The organism is Streptomyces katrae (genome assembly GCF_000966975.1).
Taxonomy (GTDB): domain Bacteria; phylum Actinomycetota; class Actinomycetes; order Streptomycetales; family Streptomycetaceae; genus Streptomyces; species Streptomyces katrae.
On record NZ_JZWV01001614.1, the window covers coordinates 1 to 1,798 of the forward strand.

2 pseudogenes are annotated in these 1,798 nt (G+C 69.7%); one reads left to right on the plus strand and one right to left on the minus strand.

Annotated features, from left to right (window positions below):
* Positions 1 to 334, plus strand: a pseudogene (locus tag VR44_RS39620) (phosphohydrolase); the annotation flags it as partial.
* A gap of 80 nt (positions 335 to 414) precedes the next feature.
* On the opposite strand, the pseudogene VR44_RS39625 reads toward VR44_RS39620, so the two are convergent.
* Positions 415 to 1,602: pseudogene (locus tag VR44_RS39625) on the minus strand (IS110 family RNA-guided transposase).
* Positions 1,603 to 1,798 lie beyond the last annotated feature (196 nt).

The window sequence follows — 1,798 nt, forward strand, 5'->3', positions numbered from 1 at the left end:
GCTCTCCGGACCGGGATCAGCACACGAGGCAGCCGGCCGGGACCTGCTCATGGAGCACGGCTTCGCGCCCCGCCTGGCCAGGTTCGCCGCCACCCACGCGAGCTGGGACAGCCCCGACGTGACGATCGAGGAGCTCCTCGTCAGCACGGCCGACAAGGTCTGGAAGGACAAACGCGTCCCTGACCTGGAGGACAGGCTCGTACAGGCGCTGGCCACGGCCACGGGGCGCGAGCCCTGGGAGGAGTACCTCGCCCTCGACGACCTCCTCACCCGTCTCGGCGCCGACGCCGCCCATCGGCTGGCCTTCCAGGCGGCCTTCCCCGTCAACCAGTGACCCGTCCAGCCTGTCTCCTCCTCCCTGTCCCCCGGTGGCCGCTGGGAGCCGGCCTCAGGCCAGCGGCACAGGGAGGCGGCCTACGTTGCCGGGGCCGCGACGGTGTAGCAGCGGCGATTACGCAGCAGGGCCCACAGGACGTTGACCCGTCGTCGGGCCAGGGCAAGGACCGCCTGGACGTGGCGTTTGCCCTCGGCGCGCTTGCGGTCGTAGAAGGCTCGTGAGTTGGGGTCGCGCTGGATGCTGAACAGCGCCGATGCGTAGAAGACGCGTTGCAGGCCGCGGTGGTAGCGCTTCGGCCGGTGGAGGTTCCCGCTGATCTTGCCCGAGTCCCGCGGGGCAGGTGTCACCCCCGCGAAGGCCGCGAGCCGGTCAGGGGTGGCGAAAGCATCAAGGCTTCCGTCGACGGCGGCGAGGAACTCGGCCCCGAGGACGGCCCCGATGCCGGGCACCGACTCGATGATCTCGGCGAGCTCGTGCGCACGGAATCGCTCCTCGATCCGGCGCTCGACCTCGGCGACCTTCTCGTTGAGGGAGACGAGTTCACCGACCAGGGCGCGGACCATCCTCGCGATGGCCTGCTCCCCCGCGACCGCGGTGTGCTGGCTCTCCGCCGCCTCCACGACCTTGGCCGCGAGGGCCTCGGCGTTCCTCACCTTCCGGTTCCGCAGCCAGGTGGCCAGGCGCTTGGCACCGAGCCGGCGGATCGCCGCAGGTTCCTGGTAGCCGGCCAGCAGCACCAGACAGCCCCGCACTCACAGGTCCAGTGCCCGCTCAAGCGCCGGGAACATGCTGGTCAGCAAAGCCCGGAGACGGTTGGTCGTCCGGGTGCGCTCGGCAACCAGGTCGGCCCGCCGATCGGTGAGCAGCTGGAGCTCGATGCTGGCGTCGTCGCCGAGGCGTACCGGTTGCAGGTCCCGGCGCATCCGTGCCTGGTCGGCGATGACCCAGGCGTCCCTGGCGTCCGTCTTGCCCGCGCCGCGATAGCTGTCACTGGCGCGGTTGACCGCGATGCCGGGCAGGTAGACAAGTTCCTGGCCGTGGTTGAGCAGCAGCGCGATGAGGAGTCCGGGCTCGCCGCCCGTCATGTCCATGGACCACGTCACTGTGTCCCCGTCGGCGAGGGCAAGGACGTCCCCGATGACCCTGAGGATCTCCGGCTCGTCGTTGGCGACCCGCCGCGACAGCAGCACGCGGCCCTCGTCGTCCATCACCAGGCAGTGGTGATGGGTCTTGCCGCAGTCAGTCCCCGCCCATATCCGGCTCACGATGCTCCCGTCGTCGCAGCTCCACATGCTGGTGCAGACGACCACGCCGGCATTGCTCTACACAGCGACTAGATCGCACTTCCCAATCGGCGGCCGGGTCGTCAGGAGGACACGGGCGGCCAAGCAGTACCAGCCACAGGAGGCACCCCCCCAGAAAGCCACACCCATACCCTCTGGGCCTGTCTCTTATACACAT